Origin of the sequence: Mesobacillus foraminis (assembly GCF_004340465.1) — a bacterium.
GTDB lineage: Bacteria > Bacillota > Bacilli > Bacillales > Cytobacillaceae > Mesobacillus_B > Mesobacillus_B foraminis.
Window position 1 is genome coordinate 144,364 of sequence record NZ_SLVV01000014.1, and the last position, 17,707, is coordinate 162,070.

Genomic DNA, 17,707 nt, shown 5'->3' on the forward strand with positions numbered 1-17,707 from the left:
CTTTATCGGAAACAGGATTCAGGGAACAGCGTCCAATGTGTAAACATCTTACAGAGAAAACTTCTTAGAGAACAGGAACTGACTGAATTTTTATTGCCCAGCCGTACCTGTTTTTTTGTTGCAATCATTTACTAGTTTGGTTTCTCTTTTTTAACATGTCACCGGAAAATAACTACGACAGCTTTTGTTCGAAAGGGGTGTTTGGCTTTATCATGGAAGATTTATTAATCAGCGCTGCACTGCAGTCCAACTTTTACAAAAAGAAACTGAGCAATGTGAACGTTCGTGAGTGGAGCAAAATTCCGCTTACCACAAAACAAGAGCTGAGGGATGCAGATCCTTATGACCTGCTGGGCACGGCCATTCAGAACATTGCCACCTACCACGAAACAAGCGGAACCACCGGCAAGCCTTCTCCCAGCTGGTTCTCTTTCGATGACGTTGATATGGAAGCGAAGTTTACGGTGGAATCTCATTTACGACTAACAGAAGATGACCTTGTATTAAACCGGTTTCCTTTCGCACTTGCCATTCCTTCTTTTATTTTATACTGGGCATGTCAGCTTTCCAGGGCCGCACACATTGCTGCCAGTAAATCCAGCTTATTGACCCCTCATATGCGGGTGATCGAGATTATTGAACGTGTTCAGCCGACCGTGATTACGTTCATTCCGGCCGAAGCGGAAATCATCGGCACCTTGGCTAGGAGTTTGAACATCCCGCTGCCTACTAAGAATCTCAGATGTTTGGTTCTGGGAGGCGAGGTTGTCAGTCCAAAACGTAAAAAGTACATAGAAGCCCTCTGGGGAGTTCCTGCTTTTGCCTCCTTTGGCAGTACGGAAACCGGCGGACTCTTTATGACCTGTCATCATGGAAACTATCATATGAAAAATCCCATTGCCAAAGTGGAAATCCTGGACGAAGAAGCCCAGAATGTTCCTCTAGGCGAAAAAGGCGAGTTTGCCATTTCCATTGCGAGGGAAGGAATGCCGCTGCTGCGTTATGCCAATGGCGACATGGCGGAAATCAGGGAAGCAACATCCTGTACGTGCGGAAGTTCTTATCCTGTTCTGGTTCATTATGGCCGGAAGAGTGACCATATTGCCTTAAAGGATCGAACGTTGAGCCTTTATGAATTACAGGACATTGTCTATTCTCTGCCATATGTGCCTATGCTTTGGAGAGCCCAGGTTTATCCCGACCAGATCAAATTTCATTATCAGATGTTTGGAATGGAAAAGACCGAAGATATGAGGCTTTGTCTCGAAGGAGAGCTAAGGCAGCATTTGGGTGTGGACGTCTCGGTGAACTTTACCGAATTAGTGGACGAAGCCGACCTGACCTCCGTTCCGCACTATTCCAAATTCCATTATGTTGAACATTTTACACATGTCCTAGTTTAGCAAGGTCAGTAAAAGTTTCTTAGGAATTTAAAACAACTGCTAGAGTCTTTTCCCGAATCCGCATTCTCTCTGCAAGATAACAAGTTGAAAGTCGCGCTTCAAGGTATATGCTGCTGCAATTCCTTTCAAAAAAGTCTGCCTTTGGAATGGGACATGCTGAAGATGGGTATCCGTTCGTGAATATCTTCACATTCAGCAGGCAAAGGGAAGGGAATGAGCTCGAACGCCGCCCAGTGTCAAGATAAAATCGTTAAGAAACAAGGGGGATACCTAATGATTGGGAAAACAGTGAGATTAAATAGGCTTTTCAATAACGAGTCAGGCAATTCAATTCTCGTTGCAATCGACCATGGTGTGACATTAGGGCCTCTGGACGGGTTAAGGGACACGCCGCTGATTTCCAATTTGGCGAAGCAGTCCCGTTTCCAGGGAGTGATTGGCCATAAAGGGGCGATCAGCTGGGCAGTGAGCGAAGGCGGAACCAGCAGGGATTTTGAATATATTCTCCATATTTCAGGTTCAACTGCGCTCGGGCCGGATTCGACACGCAAGGAGATTGTTTCCTCTGTGGAGCATGGTGTCAGGATGGGAGCCACTGCGGTTTCCGTACATACCAATCTGGGAGTGGCTGGCGAGTTCGGCATGCTGAAGGATATGGCAAGAATCTGTGACGAGGCTGCTTCATGGGGAATGCCGGTCCTGGTCATGATTAACGTCTTTGACGAAGGAAATTCTATGTCCTATGAGGGAAAGAAAATTTCCCATGCGGTCCGGGTTGCTGCCGAGCTGGGGGCTGACCTTGTAAAAGTCCAGTACCCAAATGACTTCAGGCTTTTAACCGATATTGTGACAAGCCATTCCACCCCTGTTCTGTTTGCGGGCGGAGAGAAGGTGGAAGACAAACGGGAATGGTTTAAGGCCGTCCATGAAACTCTGATGGCAGGCGGAAAAGGGTTATGCGTGGGCAGGAACTTTTTTCAGGATGCCTATCCTGCCCAGATGGGCTATGCCCTGTACGGAATGGTTCACGAAGGCAGAACCTATCAAGAGGCATACGATAGCTATGAATCTCTTATAGCCGAAAAGATGTATTTTTCATCATAAGGAGGAAAATGAATGCAACAAACAGCACATGCATTTCCTGTTTTAAAAGCCGTTTTGAATCACCGCACCTCCCATATTGAAGCTCTGAGGGAACTGTACGAGGGGTTCGCATTAAAAAATAAGAATGTTGAAAACATTTCAGAGGAAGAGCGGAACGACTACCATCTGTATGCTGTCAATCTGACGCTTGAACACGTCTGGAATAATAACCCTTATTACCGCAAAGCTCTTGAGGATAAAGGGTTCTCTCAGCCTCGCCTGGAAAGTCTGGATCAGATCGACAGGCTGCCATTTCTTGATAAAGAGGTGATACGAGGAGATAAAGACCTGCTGCTGTCATGCGATCCAAAGGAAATTGGGCAGATTCACTTAACCTCAGGGACAACTGGCAAGCCCATTTATACCGCCTATACACTGGCCGATCATTATATCCATGATGCGATTCCTTTTTATCCGTCACTATTTGAAGGAGATTCCTCTTCGGACGTAGTGGGGATTGCCCTGCCGTATGAGTTTGCCCAGCCAGCGCTTGGTTTCCAGCGGCTGTACCAGTTTACCTTTGGAGCGACTGTTTTGTCATTAGGCAAAGGAGGCTATATGGCTCCGGTCGATAAAAGCCTCGATGTCCTGAAAGAATATGACGCTTCTATTTTAATAACGACTCCTTCCTATGCAGCATTGCTGGCGGAAGAGGGGGAGAAGCTTGGGATTGTCCTCGGCGAAGATATTACGCCAAGAAAGCTGATGCTGACAGGGGAAGGATGCTCGCCGCAATTTGCTTCCAGATTGAAAGAGCTTTGGAAGTGTGATATCCAGCACTTATATGGTTCGACCGAGTGCGGGCTGGTGGGTGTTCAATTGAATGATGACACTGGCTATCACGTTCTGGAAGGCAATGTAAAAGTAGAAATTATTGACCCGGATTCCGGAATACAGGTGGCAGATGGTGAAGAGGGCGAGGTCGTCATTACTACTTTGCTGAGAGAAGCCATGCCTTTTATCCGATACCGCACGGGCGACATCGGGTTCCTGGAAAGAATGGAGGACGATTCGGCCATTACGCTCAGCAAGCTCCATCTTCGGGGAAGAATGGACGGACATATGGTGGTGGATGGAATTCCGTATTCACCGTTTATGCTGGAACATCTCCTTCTGTTATTGCCTGAAGTGGGGCTGTGGTACCATTTCGTGCTGGAGGACGAAGAACTGACAATCGAGATTGAAAAGCTGCACTCCGATTTGACTGACGAGGAACTGGCGGATAAGGTGCGGAGCCATATGTACCGGACAGCTGGTATTTCATGCACCGTGCTTGTAAAGGATTCTCTGCCAAGACAATTTGGAAAAGCCAATCGAATCATAAGGAAAGGAATGTGAGAGAGATGATTATCGATGGACATGCCCATATTTCACCGGAGGCGCACTCCAATGCCGAAACGCTTATTGCCGCGATGAATGATGCCGAAGTTTCCCGTGCCGTGCTGATCCCTGGGGGAATGCTGGATGTAAGGCAGATGACGGATTATGTCACCGGAAAGAAGAAGCCGGAAACGGTGGAACCCCCCAATGACTTTGTCCTGCAAATGATCAAGGAAAATCCGGACTATTTTATTGGCTTTTGCTGCATGAATCCGAACGAGAAGATCGATGTGATTACCGAAAAGCTGGAGCAGCATGCAAAGGATGGATTCAAGGGAGTGAAGATGGCCCCGATGGTTCATCAGTTCTCCTTGCTGGGAAAAGCATCGAAATCGATCGCAGATCTGTGCGGACAGCTCGGGATGCCCTACTACACCCATACTCTTTTCCACGCGAGTGCCAGCACGTCCTCCGTCGGCACGCTGGCAAAAGAATTTAAAAACACCAACTTTGTCATCGGCCATATGGGGTTCGGCCCGCTGGATGTCGAAGCCATTGAGCTGGCTTCCACCCTTGACAATGTCTACCTGGAAACCTCGACAGCCAACTTCTTGTCCATTAAAATGGCGGTCGAAAAAGCAGGTGCGGAGAAAATGTTTTACGGATCGGAATTCCCGATGTCTGACCCGGTGGTTGAAAGAACGAAAATTGAGCGCCTGAACATCCCGGACGGTCAAAAGGAACAGATTTACTCAAAGACCATTTTGGAATTGCTAAAAGCTTAATTAAAAGGAGGCTAATTCATGAGTGCGGTTGGAGTAAAAGCAGAAGGCAAAACCCTTCATCTTCAGGAGCATGTTGAATGGTTTGAAACACTGGATGAGAATAATCTGTCGATCGAAACACTGGAACGGGAAGAGGTAAAAGCTTATCACGAAAGGGCTGTGAATAAGCTGATCCACTACCTCTATGAGAACAATTCTTTCTACCGTGCCAAATTGGAGGAAGCAGGCATCACCTCTGCCTCTCACGTTGACTTCGAAGAGTTCAGCAAAATTCCGTTTTTAACCAAGGATGAGCTGAGAGAGGATTCGAAAGTCATTCTTACGAAGAAAAAGCTTGCCCAGCTGTGCTGCTCCACGGGTACCACTGGCGGGAAGCCGATTTATATCGGCCATACGCTTGATGAACTTTACAGCTACTATTTTGCACCGAAATATCCAAGCCTGATGGAACGGGTGAAAAATAAAGTGGTTGCCAATGCGCTGCCTTATGAAATGAGCTCATCGGCTTTAACCTTCCACCATGAGTTCCAGCACCTGCTGAACTGTACTATTCTTCCTTTAGGAAAGGGCGGGGCCTACTCTGAACCGAAAAAGGCGATTGAGTTCATGCAGGCCTGGGAGGCAGAAGTGCTGGTGACAACTCCTTCCTATGCCATCGTACTCTGGGAAGCAGCACAGGAAATGAACATCGATTTAACCAAGGATCTGAAGGTCTCTCATATTTTCCTTACCGGCGAGGGATCGTCCAACTCTTTTAGAAAGCGGATTGAGCTGATTTGGGGATGTACGTCCACGATTCTTTACGGATCATTGGAAGCGATGCTGTTGGGCCTTGAGTGTGACAGCCAAAGCGGGTTCCATCTTCCGGACGGGCATCTGTATGTCGAAATTGTCGATCCTGAAACCAATGAATTACTGGATCCCGGCCAGCAGGGGGAAATTGTTATCACTACTCTCCTGAGAGAAGGCATGCCTCTTCTCAGGTACCGTACTGGTGACCTTGGGTTTATTGAGGAAAGCGGCTGTGCCTGCGGGATCAACCTCCCCAAGCTGCACCTCAGAGGAAGAAGCGGCGATCAGATTGTCCTTCAGTCCGGCAGCTTTTCTCCATTTTACCTGGAAGACATCCTGATGCAGGTGGAGGGTGTGGGGAACTGGTACCGCTTTTTAGTAAAAGGCAACAGCCTGACCGTTGAGGTGGAGCCTTTCAATGATGAAGTGGACAAAGAGTATCTGGCCCAGCTCATTGAGGAAAAGCTGGAGTTTTATACAAACTCCCCGTGCACAGCAAGGGTGGTTGAGAAGGTACAGCGGAACGATGGAAAAATTAAAAGAGTCTGGTACATAGACTAATGATTAGGAGAATCGATCATGGAAGGAAAAGTACTTTGGTTTGATGCCAGGAAGCTGAATGAGAATGTGAATAATATGATCCTAACGGTCAACCAGTCCAGCAATTTTACAGGAATTCTGTACAGCTCTCAGCAGCTCCATAAAATTGAGCATTCCCCGCGCATGACGGTGGCGGCAATGATTGAAGAGGAAGAAGAGCTTCTGGGGCTGGAGGACAGCGAGGTCGTGGTTGCGTCGCAAAACCTTGCCATTTTAAAAAGTGCAAGAGAAAAAGGGTTTGTCACCGCGTGGTACATCCAGGTAGTGGACGAAGCCACGATGAATCTTGCCTACGAAAAGGGAACGGAAAATCCCTTGCTGATCATTGAGTTCAAGGATGAAACCAATATTCCGCTGGAACTCATCATTGCTGAAATGCAAAGGTATGATGTAGACGTGTTCAAGTATGTGAAAACCGCTGTGGATGGAAGGATCTCCGGAGATGTGATGGAAGTGGGCTCCAAAGGGGTTCTATTGTCCAGCGACTCTGTGGAGGAAATTGTGAAGCTGAATTCTTTGGCCAGTTTAAAAAGGCGCAGCCAGCTCGAAGTTGTGAAGGCAAAGGTGACAAAGGTGGAACATCTGGGGCCGGGTGAAAGAGCCTGCATCGATACCACCTCCCTTCTGACCAGTGAAGAAGCGATGGTGATCGGGTCCACCTCCAGCGGCGGCCTGCTGGTGTGCAGCGAAACACACTATCTTCCGTACATGAATACACGGCCGTTTCGTGTCAACGCGGGCGCTGTGCACAGCTATGTATGGTGTCCGGGCGATAAGACCCAGTACATCACGGACCTGTCTGTGGGCAATGAAGTAACCGTCGTGGATACAAGCGGAAATGCCAGAACCGTGACAATCGGGCGGATGAAAATCGAAGTCCGGCCGCTGCTGCTGATTGAAGCGGAATACGAAGGGGAGACCATCAATGCCATTGTCCAGGATGACTGGCATATCAGGATCTTTGATGGGGACGGCAATCCCAAAAATGCCACAACCTTCAAGGAAGGAGATTCCATCCTCGCTTACCTTTGTGAGCCGGGAAGGCATGTTGGAGTCAAAATACAGGAAACCATACTCGAAAAGTAACCCTCGAGTTTAAATAGGGAATCACAGAAGTCTTGTTCAGAAACTGCAGCTTTCAGTCTGGCATTGTCCATCTCATTTGACCAGAGGTACATTTGTACAAGACGGTAAGGCGAGGGCGATGCCGGAAAGCAGGCTGCAGGCAGATTACGAAAGTGGGGGGGCAGCTTTTGAATATCCTCGAATGTACAGAGTTGGAAAAAGAGTATAACGGGACAAGGGTAGTGGACAAAATCAGTTTTAAAATGAAAAAAGGGGAAACGTTAGGTTTGCTGGGGCCGAATGGAGCGGGGAAGACCACCACCATTTCAATGCTGAGTGCCCAGATCAAGCAGACGGGCGGAACCATCCAGATAAATGGACATGAAATTAAAGGCAATGAGCTCAAGGTGAAATCACTAGTCGGTGTGGTTCCGCAGGACATTGCGCTCTATCCTGAACTGAATGCCTATGAAAATCTCCAGTTCTTCGGTTCCCTTTACAAGCTGGATAAAAAGCAGCTCAAAAAAAAGATTGATAGAGTCCTTGATCTCATCGGCCTGAAGGACCGGGCCAAGGATCCGATCAAGCAATATTCTGGCGGAATGAAACGGAGAATCAACATTGCCGCTGCAATTCTCCATGATCCGCTGGTGGTGTTCATGGATGAGCCGACTGTCGGGATTGATCCTCAATCCAGAAATAAGATTTATGAACTCATTGCCTTGCTCAAGGAGCAGGGGATGTCCATTGTGTATACCACCCACTATATGGAAGAGGCAACCAATCTATGTGACAGGGTGGCCATTGTCGACCGCGGAAAAATGATTCAACTTGACAGTGTAAAAGGCTTGATCAAAGAAATTCACGGCGGGATTCTGGAGTTTCAGTTCCGCGATCCAGATACCGCACAGTCCGCCAAGGCGCTTGCCGAGGAGTATGAGCATGTGAAGGAAGCAAGAGTTTCCGACTCCAAGCTGGAGGCGGTTGTAAAGGACCCGCAGGAAAACATCGGGTACCTGGTCGAGCAGTTCCGAACTTACTCCTATGAAATTATGAATTTGACGATTATGCCTCCAACATTAGAAACATTGTTTTTATATAAGACAGGGAAAGCATTACGAGATTAATACTGGAGGAGTAATATGAACTTTCTCAACATTGCCAAGAAGGACATAAAGCTGATGCTGAAGGATCCCGGGGCATTAGTGGTCTTATTCTTATTACCTATGATGCTGATCACGATTATGAGTTTTGCCTTAAAGCCAGTCTATGGCGACCAATCAGATGCCGTTAAGATATTAGTCGCAGATATGGACAAAAGCGAGGATTCTAAAAGGTACATAGAAGGTATTGATGAAGTCGAGGGCATGGATGTCGATGAACTGGAAAAAGAGAGTGAGATTGAGAAATCGGTCCAGGACGGGGAAAACCCGATGGGCATCATCATTCCAAAGGGATTCCAGGACAGTCTCGAAAAGGGCGAAAAGATTGATGTAAAAGTCATCAGCGACATGGCGCAGCTTGAAACCGTTTCGGTTTTGCAAAAGGCGATTGAAGGAGTTGCCCAGTCTTTATCTGTCAATTATGAAATCAGTTCGATGGTCGACGAGCAGGTCGCAAGCATCAATCAAACGATGGAAACACAGGTAAATGACATCACAAAGGCGTATGAAGAAAGAATTGCCAGCCTAACCGCACAGCTGCCGCAGGGTGCCGGACAGCCGGCCAATCAAGAAGCAGTTCCCGCAAATGGGGATGCCGTCAATACGGACGAATTGAAAAGCAGCCTGACAAGCCAGGCGCAATCCTCGATGAAGGAGCCCATGATTGGTTTTGTCACCGCTTCGACCAAAGGGGAAAAAGAGCCGCCTACGCCGGATGCGTTCCAGCAGAATGTGCCAGGTTTTACGGTCATGTACGCCTTCTTTATTGTGATGTATGCCGGGCGTTCATTTTTAAATGAAAAAAGTTCTGGAACCTTTACAAGGATTCTCAATGCACCAGTGAACAGGTGGACCTTGTTTTTTGGCAAAATGCTTCCCAATTTCATTGTAGGAATCGCCCAGGTAGCCGTTCTGTTTGCTTTTGGCTATTTTGTGTTTGACATGTCCCTTGGCACTTCACCATTTGGCCTCGCAGCCATTTCCATCGCTCTGGTTTGGGCCAGCTCCTGTCTGGGAATGTTGATCGCCGCCTTATTTAAGACGGAAGCACAGGTGAATGGCTGGTCTGTCCTGATCGTTCTGACACTGGCAGCGCTTGGAGGCACGATGGTTCCGCTGTTTATCATGCCGGACTTTATGAAGCAGCTGGCGCTGATCACACCGCATGCCTGGGCATTAAACGGATTTCAGGATATCCTGGTCCGGGGCGGCGGCCTCGAGGATGTAGTTTCGAACATTGGAGTCCTATTTGCATTCGGCCTGGCATTTTTGCTGGTTTCTGTGTGGAAGCTTAAGTTTGATTAATGAATGGAACGGGAGGAAAGAAGAATGGGAGCTTTTAAGCATGTAGGTTTAGTTGGAGTTACGGGAGTCGGAGCAGCCCTCTGCTATCAGAACATTGTGGTGGAGTCCATAAAGAGGAGCGGGACCCATCCTCAGCTGACGATCCATAATATGCCGTATGATCAGTATACACAGCAGGACAATACCAAGATCGGCCAGACGGTGCTGGCCTCTCTTACGACCCTGGCCGGTGCGGGAGCCGATGTTATTGTGACGACGGCGAACACGGTTTCTTACACCTTTAAAACGATTAAAGAGGGATTCCCGAAAGTGCCGATCGTGGATGTAGTCGATGCAGTCGTGGAAGCCTGCAATCAGCTGAACACGAAGAAAGTATCGGTGCTCGGGACGCTCATTACCATGAACTTCGTATACGGCGAGAAACTCACGGCGGGAGGATTTGAGTTAATCCAGCCGCCATTATCGGAGCAGGAAGAAATAGAAAAAATCATTTCCGAAGAATTGATTTACGGAATCGCAAGCGAGTCTTCAAAGAAACGGGTGCTCGAAATCATTGACGGTGTAAGAAATCAAGGTTCCGAAGCCATTGTCCTGGCATGTACAGAATTACCGATCCTTGTGTCTGCCGAGGACATCAAGGGTGCAGCCGTAATTGACAGCTCCGAAGTGATTGTAAAAAAAGTATTGGAGCTCACCTGCAGCGAAGCAAAGGCTAGCAGCAAAGGACAGTCCGATGAAGCCGGCCAAAAGGACAAGGAAGATCTTTTGTTCGGGGACAGCTCAAAGTTCTTTCAATATGATCAACAGCCAGAGGTGAAGGCGTTCATTCAGGAAGGCATTCAGCAGCTCAATGAAACGAACTATGATGGTGCGAGAATGAGCTTTGAAAAGGCTGTTTCCATGGATAAGAACGATCCGGAGGCAACCACCTGGCTGGCGATTGCATTAGGAAAGAAAATGGAAATCACCAATATCGTCAATAAAATGAGATTGATGCCGAAATTCGAGAAAGCAGTAAAAAGTGCGCTTAAGCTGGCGCCGGATTCTCCAATGGTTCGCCGGATCAATGGAATCAGGCTTCTGAAGACGCCAACAGAATTCGGAGGAAACGTGGAAAAGGCGATTGAAGAGCTGCAGTACAGCATCGCTCACGGAATGGAAGACGCTGAGGTTTACCAGCTGTTGGGAAGGGCGTACCTGGACCTCGGCGAAAAGGAAAAAGGGGAGCAGGCACTTGAGAGAGTAAAGGAACTAAGTTTGCTTTCATAGGCTCATGCACCCTTTGGGGGAAGATCGCTAAAGTCTACGAAGCAGGAATGAGAAACATTCTAACGATTAATTCGGACCGAAGACACAAGTTTTTCAATAAACGAGAATAATCGATTCATAAATGAAGAGAATCGATGCATAAACGAAAATAATAAATCTATAATCCAAAATAATCAATCTATAAATGAAAAGAATCTATGTATAACCTTGAGGAAACATATATATATGACCCCAAACCTGTTTCTCAAACCCCATTCTGATGTAAATTAGGTTCTCTTAAGGGGATCTTTAGTGAATTTGTATCACTTTGGGGGCCAAAAGAGGGGAACTCTATTATTTTTCAAAGGCTGGACATCGGTTTTTTACTAAACTAATAGAAAGAAACCCTTTGAGGAAACGATCTATAGGTTAGAAGAAAGGGTCAATAGCTTAAGATAATTGACAGATTCATAGAGCTATTTTAGCTGCTTCTAAGCTGAGCAAATCTTCCTGCAGTGGCTCTTAAGCTAACGTTAGCCCAGTTTACGACATTGGCGTAACCACATGACAAATAAACGAGGAGGCCGGAAATCACACATGACGATTATCAGCTCTGTAAAAGAATTCTCTGCCAGATACCCTGATTATCATGCTGTCATCGACAGTCATCAGACACTGACCTATCGAGAGTTGGATTCTTATAGTTCAAATTGGGCACGATTTTTAGCAGAATCCGGCATTCAGCCTGGCGCTAAAGTGATGATCTGCCTTCGCAACAGCTCGGTGTTCGTTGCGATTCTCCTGGCATTGGAGAAGCTAAACACCATGATCATCCCGCTGAATTATCATACACCTTCCCAGGAAGTCGAACAATTAGCGGACGAATACGGAATTTCCCTGCTTATTACTGAAGAGTTTTTTAGAAACCGGTTTTCGGATGTATCCATGGATGTCCTTTATAAAGAGGAGGTCCGATTGGAGAAGACTGCTGGGGCCGGATCCCTTGATCAGGAGGATGAAGGAAGCCTGGAAAGTGGCGAGATGCTTTTCTTTACCTCGGGTTCAACAGGCAAACCGAAAGGGATTGTGGTGAAAAAAAGCAATATTGCCCCTGCCATTCTGCCGGACATGGCGAAGGAAAGGCAATCAAGGCACTTTATTGTCAGGCCCATTTTCTTCCGATCGCATCTGACCCTGGCGTATGGCACGCTTCTTCAATGCGATACGCTGATCCTGAGTGAGGACGATTCGCCAGGTGAAATCTACAGGCTGATCACGGAGCATGAAGTGACTCAAATCACAAGCGGCCCTACAGACCTTCAGCAGCTGGTTGATTATATGGAAGAAAACTCTTTGAATATTCCATCCTCCCTGGCTGAAATCATGAGTACGGGAAGAGCACTTTCCGCCGAGCTGAGAAGGAAGCTGCCGGCTCTTGCTCCACATGCAACGGTTATTGATTTCTATGGAACAAGCGAAGCAGGGCCCATTACGTCCATCGATCATTGCGAGTGGAACGAAAAGGCGGGCTCCTCCGGTCTCCCTGAATATTTTATCCAGCTGAGAATCATGGATGAAGATGGCAGGGAGCTGGAAGCAGGAGAAATTGGCGAGGTTAGTATCAAGTCGGGACAGATTATGAATGAGTACTATAATGACCCTCTGCTGACAGATCAAACCTTTCACGGGGAGTTCCTGAGAAGCGGCGACCTCGGCTATTTGGATGAAGACGGATATTTATATCTGGTCGGCCGAAGCAAAGAAGTCATCAATAAAGGCGGATACAATTTTTACTGCTCGGAGATTGAGGATGCTTTCCTGCAAATTGAAGAGGTCAAGCAAGCTGCAGTCATTCCGGTGGCAGACAAGAAATGGGGCCAGGTGCCGGCAGCATTCCTAAAGCTGCAGGGGGCCAATCACCCAGAAGAGGTGTGCGAAACCATCCGGCAGGCCTTGCTGACAAGGCTGGCGGAATATAAATGCCCCGAGTATTTCACGATTGTAGCCGACATTCCTGTGAACCTCGGCGGGAAGGTGGATAAAAAGTCTCTTGAACGATTGCTGAGCCAGGAAATCAGCGTTGGCTGACAGGCCTCTAGCTTTAACTGACAGCATTCTCATCATACGGCCCTTGTGCTTTTATGCAGAAGGGCGAGTCACTTCTAAATGCTCACAATAAAATTCAAACGAATAGTGGAATGAGGAGGAGAATGGAGCACCCATTATTAAAAGGGAGTACAAACACATGCAGCTCAAATTAAATGAAGTACATAGCGTCAAGCTGACTTCGATGAATTATCTTTACCTGATCTTGTTTATAGGGATCACTCTCGCTCTGCATCTTAATTCCGTTTCTCGAACTGCTGCCGTTTTTGTGGTTCCAGTTTTTATTTTGATGGCCAGGAAGCTTCCGGCAAGCAGAGACATCCTTACATTTTTCAGCTTGTTTACCATCGGGGTGTTTACAGCCCTTACCATAAAAGAAGGACTGGACAGCACGTGGAACCATTGGCTTCTAAGCAGGGAGTACTACATCATTGCCACTCGATTGACCTTGCTGGTTTACATCATTCCATTCCTGCTGTATTGGCGGATCAGCAAAGAAGCGCCAAGATACTTGGCAAAAGGGTCCTTCACCAACACCATCTACACACCTTTCATCTGGAAGGGAATCAAGGATCCAATCTGGAGAGCTCTTCTCATAGCAGGTTCGGTTAATATCGTTGTTTTTGCCTTTTTTATTGATCTTCCGTCCAGCAGTTCAGGTGCTATAAAGGTCATATTTATCAGCTTTTTATTTGCCATTGTCAATGCTTCTCTTGAAGAAGTGTTTTGGAGAGGATTGCTTCTCAGCTATTTTGTGGATGCGCTCGGGGAAAAAAGCGGGCTGATTCTTTCCAGTTTTGGATTTGGGTTATATCACTTGTCAATGGGACTGAATATTTGGTTCTGCGCAGGGTTTATTGTCGGCGGCTTCCTCTTGGGAGGGCTGGCCATCCGGGCAAAAGGGATTCTTCCGTCTTTTGTCCTGCATTTTCTGATCAATCTGCTCATGGTCATGGCCGGGGCAATCTTTCACTTCTAAATGAATGGAAGGATGTTCATTGGTCATCATTCGGGCTTGTAAAGCTGCCTGGGATGATACGAATTCAAGGAATTGGGGGATGGGATTTGGACCAATATACTGAAACGGATTTTTATGAAATCCTGAAATCCATTGAGAGAACCACTGATATGCTTGAAAAACTGGCCCATGATAAATTGCAAGTCCGCGTTTTGAAACAGGAAAATCTGGTGGATCGCTTTTTGGCGAATGATCCACTAGCAAGAGAAGCTCCTTGCAGCATCATGAGAGAAAGCTATTTATATTCCACCAAACATAACCTGATTACATCCCATAACTTTGCCATCATCTATCCGGAACTGCTGCCGGGAACCCTTGAGGATGAAATCTATCTGAAGGGCAGAGGAATCGGGGAAGTCATCCGGACGTACGAAATGCAGTCAAAGCGCATGCTCATTCAATACGGGTTCAGGGATCCGCATACTTTATGGGACATCCTTTATCAGGATGCGAGCCTGAGCTTTCCCATTAACGGGCTCGGCGCTGTGCCGTTCAAAGAATACACCATCCAGTTCCCGGGTTTCAGCTCATACGGAATAAAAATACTGGAATATTTTAACCCCAGGGTTTTGGAGCTTGGCGCAAAGGCAGCACAGCCGCAATAACAGGCAGCCTGGGGCTGACAGGAGGAGAAGGGTTTGGACGTAGAAGAACAGAAGTATCGAAAAGCCAAAAGCATGGTCAACAAGCTAAAAGGTTTTTATATCCATGCCTTTGTATTTACAGTCGTCAATCTTGGTCTGTTTCTATTAAATATCCTGGTTTCTCCGGAAAAAATCTGGTTCTTCTGGTCGCTGGGAGGCTGGTCGATTGGTTTGCTTGCCCATGGAATTGTCACATACGGAATCACTCCGTTCTCTGCCGAGTGGGAAAACCGGAAAATGAAAGAGTTCATGGACCGGTTGGACAAGGAAGAAATTCAGAAGTAGGTTTGGAAGGAAGCCATCAGGGGTAAACAATTTTAAACAGAAGAGATAAAAGATCAAAAATGATAGAAACAGAGAGAGTAGGCAGTCATTGTAAGGCTGCTGATCGAACATAGAGGGACCGGGCAGCTGATGCCTGGTTTTTTTATGCCTTTTGGCAGGGAGTACAAACAGAAAGATAGGGTACACTGATTGATCATTCAAGTTAAAACACCTTAAAGGCATTCCCCTTAGCCGTCATCTTCCAAATACCAATGGAATTTTGCTTCTTTCAAAAATTTCCATTAAATAAGCAAATAGTCCCGGTCTATTCATCGCCCTCTGGAAATATTTTGATTAGGCAGGTCAAATTTATCATTTAAAATGAGCTTTTCTTCCACCTGCCAGTTTTATAAAAAAAGAGAGGCTACATAGTGTTTAGGGGGAATCAGGAAATGGCTGTTGGAATTGTGTTAAGCGGCGGAGGAGCACGCGGGGACTTTCAGGTGGGAGCGCTGCGCTACCTTTATGAAAAGAATATCCGGCCGCAGGTACTGACGGGATGTTCGGTTGGTGCCATCAATGCAATTAAGCTTGCGGAAGGTGAAGGGGACGGCAATGATCCTTCCAGAGGCCTTCAGGGGCTGACGAACATCTGGAGAGGGCTCAATAATAATGGTGACATGTGGCAGGAAGAGGACTGGCTCAAGAATATCAAGAATTCAAAAGTGGCTGCCTTCCTCAAGCAATCGGCTGCGAGTCAGATTGGTGCGGTGGGCCTCGAGGTTGCGAAGCTCGGCCTCGGGGTTATCGGCTGGATCTGGGTGGCCAGGGATATTGCCCAGACAGTAAAGGATCTGGATGAATTTAAGAGGGAGCTGGATAAAATCATCAATGCCAGTTCCCGCTCACTGTATAATCTGAACCCGATCCTAGATAAGCTGAATGATCCATCCAGGCTGGATATAAACAAAGTAAAGCAAAGCGGCATTAAGCTTCGCCTGGCAGCAGTGGCACTGGAAAGCGGTGCATTGCGCTATGTGACCGAGACGGGAGAAATGCTCGAGCGGGATAACCACACAAAAGTGGTTGCGCCGGAATTGGTTTTATCATCCGAATGCCGGCCGATTGCCAGCAAGATTGAAGGCCTAAAGCAGGAACGGGCCAGCCTTCAGGAGGAGCTGCATAATGAAGCCGGAAACGGGAAGGCCCCCATTGTGGCAGCCATCCGTAATCTTACTGCAGAGATTAGCCAGCTGACGGCACAGCTAAACAGCTGCAAGCTCGCGAATCCTGCACAGCCAAGCACGCTTCGAGTCTCCCTTGTTCAGGGTGTCATGGCATCTGCCTCGATTCCGTTAGCGTTTCCGCCAGTCAAGCTGGGGAGCGAAAATTATGTGGACGGCGGTGTTCGGGAAATTGCGCCGATCCAGGTGGCAATTCAGGAAGGAGCCACAGAGGTATACGCCATCATTGCCTCTAACTCGGCAATGGAACCCGCTCACAGTTTGCTGAGCGGCAAGCGCCTGCCTTCCTTTGATGTAGGAGTGGCGAACATTGGGGATGTGGCCAACCGGGCGGCTAATGACATCATGACCAATGAGACGGTACTGAATGAAACGGATCCTCCTAACGGATGGGGCGCAAATGTCACAATCATTGAGCCGAACTTTGACATCCATGACATCATGACGATTGATCCGGGACTCATCGACATTCGCATGGCACACGGGTATATGAGGACGGATGACATCCTGAAGGCAAAAAAAGAAAACGCAGCCGACTACCGGCGGATTGCCAATGAGTATGGAGACAGTCGTCTTACGACCGAGATCATCCAGACACGGAAGGCGATCTGGGAGAAGGAATATGCAGCAAACGGATTCCTGCTGCAATACGACGATGGCGGTGCACCAATTTATCCAGCACAGACGATCCAGGCTGACCCACAGGCCATCCTGGAAGTGCGGGAGCTTAAGAATAAGCTGAAAGAACTCGTAAATAAAAGGAGTGCGGAGCATGGTGAAGTTCCTGCAGATGCCGAAACCTGGTGGACCAGCTGGGAACGCCATTCCTGGAGCCCGACCCGTGATTTGTGGATGAAGACTGGTCCCGCTGCCACCGGCGATGATATGACGGCGGGTGAAGTGCTCGGTATGGACCAACCTATTCAGTCACCAAATGGAGTTTATACGTTTGTCTATCAAGGCGACGGAAATCTTGTTCTTTATCAAAACATCAGGTTGACCGGATCCATTTCACCGGCATGCCAGCCAATCGCAGCACAAATCGAGAACATAAAAAGCGAGATTTCAAGTCTCCAGTCTGAGCTTGCTGGGGCCTCTGCAAGAGAAAAGTCAGCCATTCTTGCCCGGGTGCGCATGCTCACTACCCAGCTCAACTCGCAAAACACCAAACTTCGGGACTGCAATGCAGCAAACCCACCGCAGACCACCACAAGGAGAACAGCCATCTGGGCTTCCAATACAGTGGGGGGCGTTGGAGTTTGCGTCATGCAGCCTGACGGGAACCTGGTGATCTATGATCAAGCCAACCAGCCGCGGTGGTCTTCCAATACATGGGGCCATGACAACAGCCGTCTGGTCGTCCAGGATGATGGAAACGTGGTCATCTACAGGAGTGATGGCAGACCTGTCTGGGCGTCACGGGGGTAATCTGTTAATAAACGCTTAAGTCAATATTGGAACACAAAGACATCGCATTACCGAGAGATTGACAGGAATCATGCGAATTAATTTAAAAAAGAGGCTGGGACAAAACCCTGCTCTGATAATGAAAAAGCCGGTGAAATTTACGACGAGTAAATTTCACCGGCTTTGATTATTTTTACAAT

General features: G+C 47.6%; 14 protein-coding genes. All 14 read left to right on the forward strand.

What is annotated here, in order from left to right; translation table 11 throughout:
• Positions 1 to 212 precede the first annotated feature (212 nt).
• The 14 genes from EV146_RS23325 to EV146_RS27715 all read left to right on the forward strand — a co-directional run bounded on the left by EV146_RS23325 (position 213) and on the right by EV146_RS27715 (position 17,528).
• Positions 213 to 1,403: a phenylacetate--CoA ligase family protein gene (locus EV146_RS23325; protein ID WP_158287195.1), complete on the forward strand. Its 1,191-nt coding sequence runs from the start codon at positions 213 to 215 to the stop codon at positions 1,401 to 1,403.
• Between the two features lie 273 nt (positions 1,404 to 1,676).
• On the forward strand, positions 1,677 to 2,507 hold the full coding sequence (locus tag EV146_RS23330) for a class I fructose-bisphosphate aldolase (protein WP_158287196.1): 831 nt from the start codon (positions 1,677 to 1,679) through the stop codon (positions 2,505 to 2,507).
• A 12-nt stretch (positions 2,508 to 2,519) separates the two neighbouring features.
• Positions 2,520 to 3,884 carry a phenylacetate--CoA ligase family protein gene (locus EV146_RS23335; RefSeq protein ID WP_132011145.1) on the forward strand — a complete coding sequence of 455 codons (1,365 nt, stop codon included), beginning with the start codon at positions 2,520 to 2,522 and terminating at the stop codon, positions 3,882 to 3,884.
• A 5-nt stretch (positions 3,885 to 3,889) separates the two neighbouring features.
• Positions 3,890 to 4,651 carry an amidohydrolase family protein gene (locus tag EV146_RS23340; protein ID WP_132011146.1) on the forward strand — a complete coding sequence of 254 codons (762 nt, stop codon included), beginning with the start codon at positions 3,890 to 3,892 and terminating at the stop codon, positions 4,649 to 4,651.
• 18 nt (positions 4,652 to 4,669) lie between these two features.
• Positions 4,670 to 6,004: a phenylacetate--CoA ligase family protein gene (locus EV146_RS23345; RefSeq protein WP_132011147.1), complete on the forward strand. Its 1,335-nt coding sequence runs from the start codon at positions 4,670 to 4,672 to the stop codon at positions 6,002 to 6,004.
• Positions 6,005 to 6,022: 18 nt separating this feature from the next.
• Positions 6,023 to 7,129: a 3-dehydroquinate synthase II domain-containing protein gene (locus EV146_RS23350; RefSeq protein ID WP_132011148.1), complete on the forward strand. Its 1,107-nt coding sequence runs from the start codon at positions 6,023 to 6,025 to the stop codon at positions 7,127 to 7,129.
• A gap of 167 nt (positions 7,130 to 7,296) precedes the next feature.
• Entirely contained in the window at positions 7,297 to 8,235 is a 939-nt protein-coding gene (locus EV146_RS23355) for an ABC transporter ATP-binding protein (protein WP_132011149.1), read from the forward strand.
• 15 nt (positions 8,236 to 8,250) lie between these two features.
• Positions 8,251 to 9,576 carry an ABC transporter permease gene (locus tag EV146_RS23360; protein ID WP_132011150.1) on the forward strand — a complete coding sequence of 442 codons (1,326 nt, stop codon included), beginning with the start codon at positions 8,251 to 8,253 and terminating at the stop codon, positions 9,574 to 9,576.
• 24 nt (positions 9,577 to 9,600) lie between these two features.
• A complete protein-coding gene (locus EV146_RS23365) occupies positions 9,601 to 10,845 on the forward strand; it encodes an amino acid racemase (RefSeq protein WP_158287197.1) in 1,245 nt (414 codons plus the stop codon).
• A 576-nt stretch (positions 10,846 to 11,421) separates the two neighbouring features.
• On the forward strand, positions 11,422 to 12,912 hold the full coding sequence (locus EV146_RS23370) for a class I adenylate-forming enzyme family protein (RefSeq protein WP_158287198.1): 1,491 nt from the start codon (positions 11,422 to 11,424) through the stop codon (positions 12,910 to 12,912).
• A 157-nt stretch (positions 12,913 to 13,069) separates the two neighbouring features.
• The gene (locus tag EV146_RS23375) at positions 13,070 to 13,909 is read left to right on the forward strand and encodes a CPBP family intramembrane glutamic endopeptidase (protein WP_132011153.1); all 840 of its coding nucleotides are present in this window, start codon (positions 13,070 to 13,072) and stop codon (positions 13,907 to 13,909) included.
• An 86-nt stretch (positions 13,910 to 13,995) separates the two neighbouring features.
• Positions 13,996 to 14,553 carry a hypothetical protein gene (locus EV146_RS23380; protein ID WP_121612638.1) on the forward strand — a complete coding sequence of 186 codons (558 nt, stop codon included), beginning with the start codon at positions 13,996 to 13,998 and terminating at the stop codon, positions 14,551 to 14,553.
• Between the two features lie 33 nt (positions 14,554 to 14,586).
• On the forward strand, positions 14,587 to 14,877 hold the full coding sequence (locus tag EV146_RS23385) for a 2TM domain-containing protein (protein WP_132011154.1): 291 nt from the start codon (positions 14,587 to 14,589) through the stop codon (positions 14,875 to 14,877).
• Between the two features lie 431 nt (positions 14,878 to 15,308).
• On the forward strand, positions 15,309 to 17,528 hold the full coding sequence (locus EV146_RS27715) for a patatin-like phospholipase family protein (protein WP_181215940.1): 2,220 nt from the start codon (positions 15,309 to 15,311) through the stop codon (positions 17,526 to 17,528).
• The last annotated feature ends 179 nt before the right edge of the window (positions 17,529 to 17,707 follow it).